General features: G+C 74.7%; 4 protein-coding genes. All 4 read left to right on the top strand.

Annotation, left to right across the window (positions count from 1 at the left end):
- Positions 1-923 (top strand): hypothetical protein (locus Q7F20_RS17220; protein WP_305741289.1); only part of this gene is annotated, 923 nt, incomplete at its 5' end.
- Positions 924-1,012: 89 nt separating this feature from the next.
- Positions 1,013-2,650 (top strand): hypothetical protein, encoded by a 1,638-nt coding sequence (locus Q7F20_RS17215; RefSeq protein WP_305741288.1) that lies wholly within the window; start codon positions 1,013-1,015, stop codon positions 2,648-2,650.
- A 166-nt stretch (positions 2,651-2,816) separates the two neighbouring features.
- The gene (locus Q7F20_RS17210) at positions 2,817-4,130 is read left to right on the top strand and encodes an esterase family protein (RefSeq protein ID WP_305741287.1); all 1,314 of its coding nucleotides are present in this window, start codon (positions 2,817-2,819) and stop codon (positions 4,128-4,130) included.
- A complete protein-coding gene (locus Q7F20_RS17205) occupies positions 4,127-6,613 on the top strand; it encodes a bifunctional lysylphosphatidylglycerol flippase/synthetase MprF (protein WP_305741286.1) in 2,487 nt (828 codons plus the stop codon). Before Q7F20_RS17210 ends, Q7F20_RS17205 begins: the two co-directional genes overlap by 4 nt.
- Positions 6,614-6,728: the final 115 nt, after the last annotated feature.

Genomic DNA, 6,728 nt, shown 5'->3' with positions numbered 1-6,728 from the left:
CGGCAGCGCAGCCCGCCAGCGCCGCTCCGGACGCAGCGGTACCGGCAGCGCAGCCTGCCCCGACCGCGACAGCCCCGACCGCGACCGCCCCGGCGGCGGAACCCGCGGCGACGAACGCGACCCCGGCGGCACCGCAGGCCGGATCGGCGGAGGCGAGCAGCGCCTCCAGGCCCGTCACCGGCTCGCTCGCGACCGTCCTCCGTCCCGTCACCGGGACCGTCGAGACGCTCACCGACGCACGCCCCGTGACCACCGTGGTGCACACGCTCGACCAGGTGGTCGGCGGCGTCCCGGTGGTCGGCGCGATCGTCGGGGACGACACGCTCGGCACCGTCACCGATCCGGTGAGCGGCGTCGTGGACGACACCCTCGGTGGAGTGGGCACGGTCGTCGGATCGCTTCCGGACGTGCTCACCGGCCTGCCTCCGACGGCCGGTGACGTCCTGCCAGGAGGCACGGTCCCCGTCATCGACGTCCCCTCGGCCCCGGTGGTCGGCACGTCCACAGCCCCGACCACGTCGTCCCCGTCGCTCACGTCGACGGGTACATCCCGTGCCGCGGCGCAGGCCGACGGAACCTCGCCGAGCGGTGCCCAGCGACCCGAGTCCGTCGCCTCCGTGCGCGCCCCGGCGTTCGCGGTCAGCACGAGCGACGCCTCCGCGCCGGGCGTGCAGGACGCGACGTTCGGCGGGCGGGCGTTCCTCGTCCCCGACGGCCACGGCGCCACGTTCGGCGGGCTCGCGGACGGGGCCGGCACCGGTGCCCTCGGCGGCGGCGCTTCCGGCTCCGCCGGGTCGGCTGCGGCCGTCGGGATCGTCGGTTCCGACACCCAGGTCTCCCTCGCCGCGGGGTCACGCGGCACCATCGCTGACGACGCCGTTCCCGGGTCGGTCGTCGGCGAGCACGACGTCGCCCCTGACTGAGATCGGTGCGCCTGTCCGGCACGGCAGGCACGCACCACCGGCCGCCATCGCGGTCGGCCACATCTCATCTCGATCAGGGAGCAACGATCATGAACAAGTACGTCTCGAGAGGGCTCTGGTTCGCCCTCTTCGTCGGCGGTCTGACGCTCGGGGGTGCTGCTGCGGCGAACGCGGCGACGACCTCCGGAGCGGACGGGATCGCCTCGGGCACGCAGGTGGCGCCGTCGATCGACGCGCCGGTGTCGGCGACCGGCAACGCCCTCGGGGTCCTCGGCGACGCGGTGTCGTCGGCCACCCGTCCGACGGCCACGGCTGCGGCCGCGCCGTCGTCCTCCGCTCCGGCTGCATCGCCGTCCACGTCGGGTGCTGACGGCACCGCCTCGGGGACGCAGGTCGTGCCCGACGTCGCGGCGCCCGTGCAGGTCTCGGGCAACGCGATCGCGGTCGGCGGCGACGCTGCTGCGACGTCCGCACCGGCATCGGCACCGGTCCCTGCCGCAGCACCGGCTGCTGCCCCGACGACCTCAGGTTCGGACGGCATCGCCTCCGGGACGCAGGTCGCCGGTGCGGTGACTGCGCCGGTCGCGGCCACGGGCAACGCGGTGGCGGTCGGTGGCGACGCGGTGTCGACCGCGCCGAGCACGCCGACATCCGCTGCGTCCACGCCTGCGGCACCGGCTGCTGCCCCGACGACCTCGGGGTCGGACGGTACGGCCTCGGGCACGCAGGTCGCACCGGTGGTGTCGGTGCCGGTGACGGTGTCGGGGAACGGCATCGGGCTGCTCGGTGACGGCACCTCGACCGGTGCGACCGCTCCGGCGACCGGGGCGACCACCCCGGCCGCGGGTGGGTCGACCTCGGGTTCGGACGGTACGGCCTCGGGCACGCAGGTGTCTCCGGTGGTGTCGGTGCCGGTGACGATCGGTGGGAACGGCATCGGCCTCGTCGGTGACGGCACCTCGACCGGTGCGACCGCTCCGGCGACCGGGACCGGGACGACCACCCCGGCCGCGGGTGGGTCGACCTCGGGTTCGGACGGTACGGCCTCGGGCACGCAGGTGTCACCGGTGGTGTCGGTGCCGGTGACGATCGGTGGGAACGGCATCGGCCTCGTCGGTGACGGCACCTCGACCGGTGCGACCGCTCCGGCGACCGGGACCGGGACGACCACCCCGGCCGCGGGTGGGACGACCTCCGGTGACGGGGGACTGCTGTCGGGCAGCCAGGTCACACCCGTGATCAGCCTCCCCGTCACCATCGGCGGCAACGGGATCGGCATCGTCGGCGACGGCACCAGCTCGACCACCACGCCCGGTGGCGGCACCACTCCCGGTGACGGCACCGACCCCGGCGACGGCACCACCCCGGGCGACGGCACCACCCCGGGCGACGGGACCGACCCGGGTGACGGCACCACCCCCGGTGGCGGCACCGACCCCGGCACCGGGAACAACGCTGGCGACGGCACCACGCCCGTCACGGTGACCACCCCGACCACCGGGGCCGACCTCGCCGTGGCGACCAGCGCCTCCCGGCCCGTTGCGGTCGTCGCGACGACCGCCGGCGCTTCGACGGTCGTCCAGGCCGCCGTCCGCGCGGCGGTCGCGTCGAGCAGCCAGCCGGCCCTCGCCTACACGGGAGCGTCCTCGCCGGTCGTCCCCGCCGGCATCGCCCTCCTGCTGCTCCTCGCGGGAGCGGGGACCCTGGTGCTGCGCAAGCGGCACTGACCCTCGACGGGTTCGAGGGGCACCGCGACGCGGTGCCCCTCGCACCCGTGCCCGCGATCGTCTGGATGAGAACCGGAAGTTCCCTGGAAGCCGTCCATGCTGAACCTGTGCGGAGCAGAAGCGCCTCCGAGGCCGCCCGGCAGCAGCACAGCGCCACGATGAGAGCGTGCTCCACGACCTCCTGCGCATCCCCATCACGGGCTCCACCGTCCTCGTACCGGTCGACGTGCTCGCCGCCCTCCTCGTCGTGTGGGCGCTGCTCGCCCGGCCGCGGTCGCTCGGCCGGGTGCTCGTCCGGATCGCTGCCCTCGGGGTCGGCGCAGTGGCCGGGCTGGCGCTCGTCTGGTGGTTCGGCGACGTCCAGGACGCGTTCGGAGTTGCGTTCACCTCGGTGACGCGGATGTGGGTCGCGCTGGCGTGCGCCGGCATCCTGCTGCTGGTCGTGTTGCTCGTGCAGGGCGGCTGGACCGGTCGGGTGGTCGCCGTGGCCGCCGCCGCGAGCCTGCTGCTCGCCGCGGGCCTCGGCATCAACGTCGACTTCGGCTTCTACAAGAACGTCGAACAGGCCATCGCCACGAACCCGTACAAGACCCGGACGCTCGCGGAACGGAACCCGACGGTCGAGCGGCTGGTCGACCTCCACGACTGGCACGCTCCGGCCGACATGCCGAAGCGGGGCGAGACGTTCAGCGTGTCGATCCCCGGCAGGATCTCGCACTTCCACGCCCGGAAGGCCGTGGTGTGGGTCCCGCCAGCGGCGCAGGTGAGGAACGCGCCGGCGCTGCCCGTGCTCATCGCGCTCTCCGGGCAACCCGGTGAGCCGGCCGACCTCTTCCAGACCGGCGACATGGGCCAGTACCTTGACCGGTATGCAGCAGCGCACGACGGCCTCGCCCCGATCGTCGTCGCCCCGGACCAGCTCGGCGCCCCGAACCGTAACCCGATGTGCGTCGACTCCCGGCGACTCGGGCGCAGCGAGACCTACGTGATGACGGACACCGTCGACTGGATCAGGAGGCACCTCGCGGTCGCAGCGGCACCGTCGGCCTGGGGCGTGGTCGGGTTCTCCGAGGGCGCCACCTGCGCGATGCAGTTCTCGTCCGCCCACCCCGACGTCTTCGGGTCCGCGCTGGCGATCTCGAGCGAGATCGCGCCGAAGAACGGCAGCCTGCAGCACACGATCGCCGTGGGCTTCGGCGGGTCGCGGTCCGCCTACGAGGCAGCCACGCCGGTGGTCGAGATGCGCACGCACGGCCGGTACGCGGACCACCTCGTCGTGTTCGGCGTCGGCGGGGACGACGCGCCGTACAAGGCGTCGACGGCAACGCTCCGAGCGGCGGCCGAGCGGGAGGGCATCGCCACACAGCTCGTCGTCTCACCGGGGTCGGCGCACGACTGGAACACCGTGCGGTACGTCCTGGCACACGGCCTCCCCGCGGTGCTGGAGCACCTCGGGCTCCCCGAGAGCGGGCCGCTGTGAGCAGCACCGCGCAGTCGGGCGGCACCCCGTCCGGCGGAGCCCCGTCGGGCGGCACCCCGTCCGCCGGCCCCGTTCGCGCGCTGGCCACGGCCCGCCGGCTCGTCGTCGGCCACCCCGTCACCACTGCCGTCGTCGTGCTCGTCCTGGCCACCTCGACGCTCGCGTTCGTCCTCCGGCTGCAGCACGGCGCGCACGCGACGGTGTTCGGTCCGTTCCGGGTCTTCGCGGCGTCGACCGGCGTGCTCGCCCTGCTGCTGACCCTCGCCGGGGTGGTCGTGCTCGTCGGGGCGTCGGAGCGGCTCATGGGGTCGTGGCGCACGGCACTGGCGTTCGTGGTCACGACGATCGTCGGCACGGGCATCGCCGCGTTCGCCGTGCTCGTCGACCTCGACGGTCGGGGAGCGGTGCCGATGGTGCTCGGGCGGGCGACGAGCTTCGACCCCTGGACCGCGATCGTCGGGACGATCGTCACCGCGAGCGCCTTCGCCGGGACGCTGTGGCGGCGGCGGATCCGGGTGAACGCCCTCGCGGTGGTCGCGGCCCTCCTGCTCTACGCCGGGCACGTCTCGGACCTGTCCGCCGTCCTCGCCGCGGCCGCCGGGTGGCTGCTCGGCGAACTCCTGCGCCGCACGCCGAAGCGACAGGGCTGGGTCCGCAGCTCGCACCGTGAGACCCGGGCGCTGCTCGGCACCGCCGTGCTGGTGTCCGCCGTGGGCCCGGTCATCGCGCTGGTCTCCCGCGCACGGGTGGGCCTGCTCGCACCGATCGCCGCGGTCGTCGGCGCCGGCCCGGTCACGCCCGTGCGCGGCTGCCGTGCCGACGCGGTCGCGGGGGAGTGCCTCCGCGGACTCCTGTCCTTCCGTGCGACCGACCCGTGGACGCTCGTCCTCGCGGTCGCGCCCCTGCTCGCGCTCGTCGTCGGCGGACTCGGACTCTTCCGGGGCAGTCGCTTCGCGGTGTGGCTCGTGGTGGTCGTCGACACGGTGACGGCCGCTGCCGCAGCGGTCACGTACGGCCTCGTCCCGGGGCGCGTCGTCGCGCTGCACGGCCTCGAGGACCAGTTCGTCGCCGACGTCTCCATCGTCGCGTCGATCGTCGTCCCGCTCGGGACGGCGGTCGTCCTGGTGGTGCTGCGGCGTTCCTTCACGGTCCTCACCAGCCGGCGTCGCGTGGTGACGTTCGCGGTGACCGTCGGTGCGGCTGCGGTCGGGATCATCGTCGTGGTGCTGGTCGTCGCGGCGTCCTCGGCGCACCACGTCGAGGACCCGCTGCGGCTGGCACTCGCCGCCCTCGGGCCGCTCGCACCGGTCAGCTTCTGGGACCGGCTCCCGTCGCTGGACCACGCCCTCAGGTTCGTGCTCGGACTGAGCGGACCGGTGCTCTGGCTGGTCGTCGCGATCGCCGCGGTCCGACCGACCGGGGCGGTCGAGCCCGACACGGACGCCGACGTCGCGCACGCCGACCGGGAGCGCGCCCGCGCCCTGCTCGTCGCCGGCGGCGGAGACGGGTTCGGTTGGATGACGACGTGGCGGGGCAACGCCTACTGGTTCGCCGAGGACGGTCGCGCCGGCATCGCCTTCCGCCGCAACGGCCGCGTCGCGGTGACGGTCGGCGGCCCCTTCGGTTGGCCGGACGCCCGCACGGCGGCCATGCCCGCATTCGCCCGGTGGTGCGACGACAACGGGTGGACGGCGGTCTTCTACGGCATCGGCGTGGAGACCGCCGGCGTGCTCACGGCGCAGGGCTGGTCGACGCTCCCCGTGGCCGAGGACGCCGACTTCGACCCCCGCACGTGGACGACGAGCGGGAAGAAGAAGCAGGACGTCCGGACGTCGGTGAACAAGGCGTCCCGGGAGGGCCTCACCGCGACCTGGTCCAGCTGGCAGCAGCTGCCCGCGTCGACGACCAGGCAGATCGAGGCGATCTCGGAGGAGTGGGTCGCCGAGCGCGAGCTGCCGGAGATGGGCTTCACCCTCGGCGGGATCGACGAGATGCGCGACCCCGCGGTGCGCACCCTCGTCGCGCAGGATCCCGAGGGCACCGTCCTCGCGGTCACGAGCTGGTTGCCGGGGTACCGGGACGGCCGGGTCGTCGCCTGGACGCTCGACGTCATGCGACGCACGCCGGCCGCGCCCAACGGCGTGATGGAGTTCCTCGTCGCGAGCGCTGCGGACCGGATGCGCGAGGACGGCGTCGAGCGGCTCAGCCTGTCGGCGGCTCCGCTCGCCCAGGCCGCCGAGGGCACGCAGGCGAACGACGGCGTGCAGAGCCTGCTCGACCTGGTCGGCGGCGTGCTCGAGCCCGTGTACGGCTTCCGGTCGCTGCTGCGGTTCAAGCAGAAGTTCGGCCCCGAACTGCACCCGCTCGTGCTCGCCTACCCGGACCCGGTCGCGCTGCCGGCGATCGGGATCGCGGTGGTGCGCGCGTACCTGCCGGACCTGTCGCTCCGGCAGGCGGTCGCGCTGGCGCGAGGGCGCGGCTGAGCGAGGGACCGTCGGGAGGCGCGGTGCGGGTCCGGCGTGCGGCCCACCTTCCGCTCGGGTGGTCCCGGGAGGCGCGGTGCCGGCCCGGCGTGCGGCGCACGCCCGAGGCGGGCTC

Origin of the sequence: Curtobacterium sp. A7_M15 (assembly GCF_030705415.1) — a bacterium.
In the GTDB taxonomy this organism is placed as follows: domain Bacteria; phylum Actinomycetota; class Actinomycetes; order Actinomycetales; family Microbacteriaceae; genus Curtobacterium.
The sequence above is the reverse complement of the archived record's forward strand: the minus strand, read 5'-3'. Positions and strand labels throughout refer to the sequence as shown.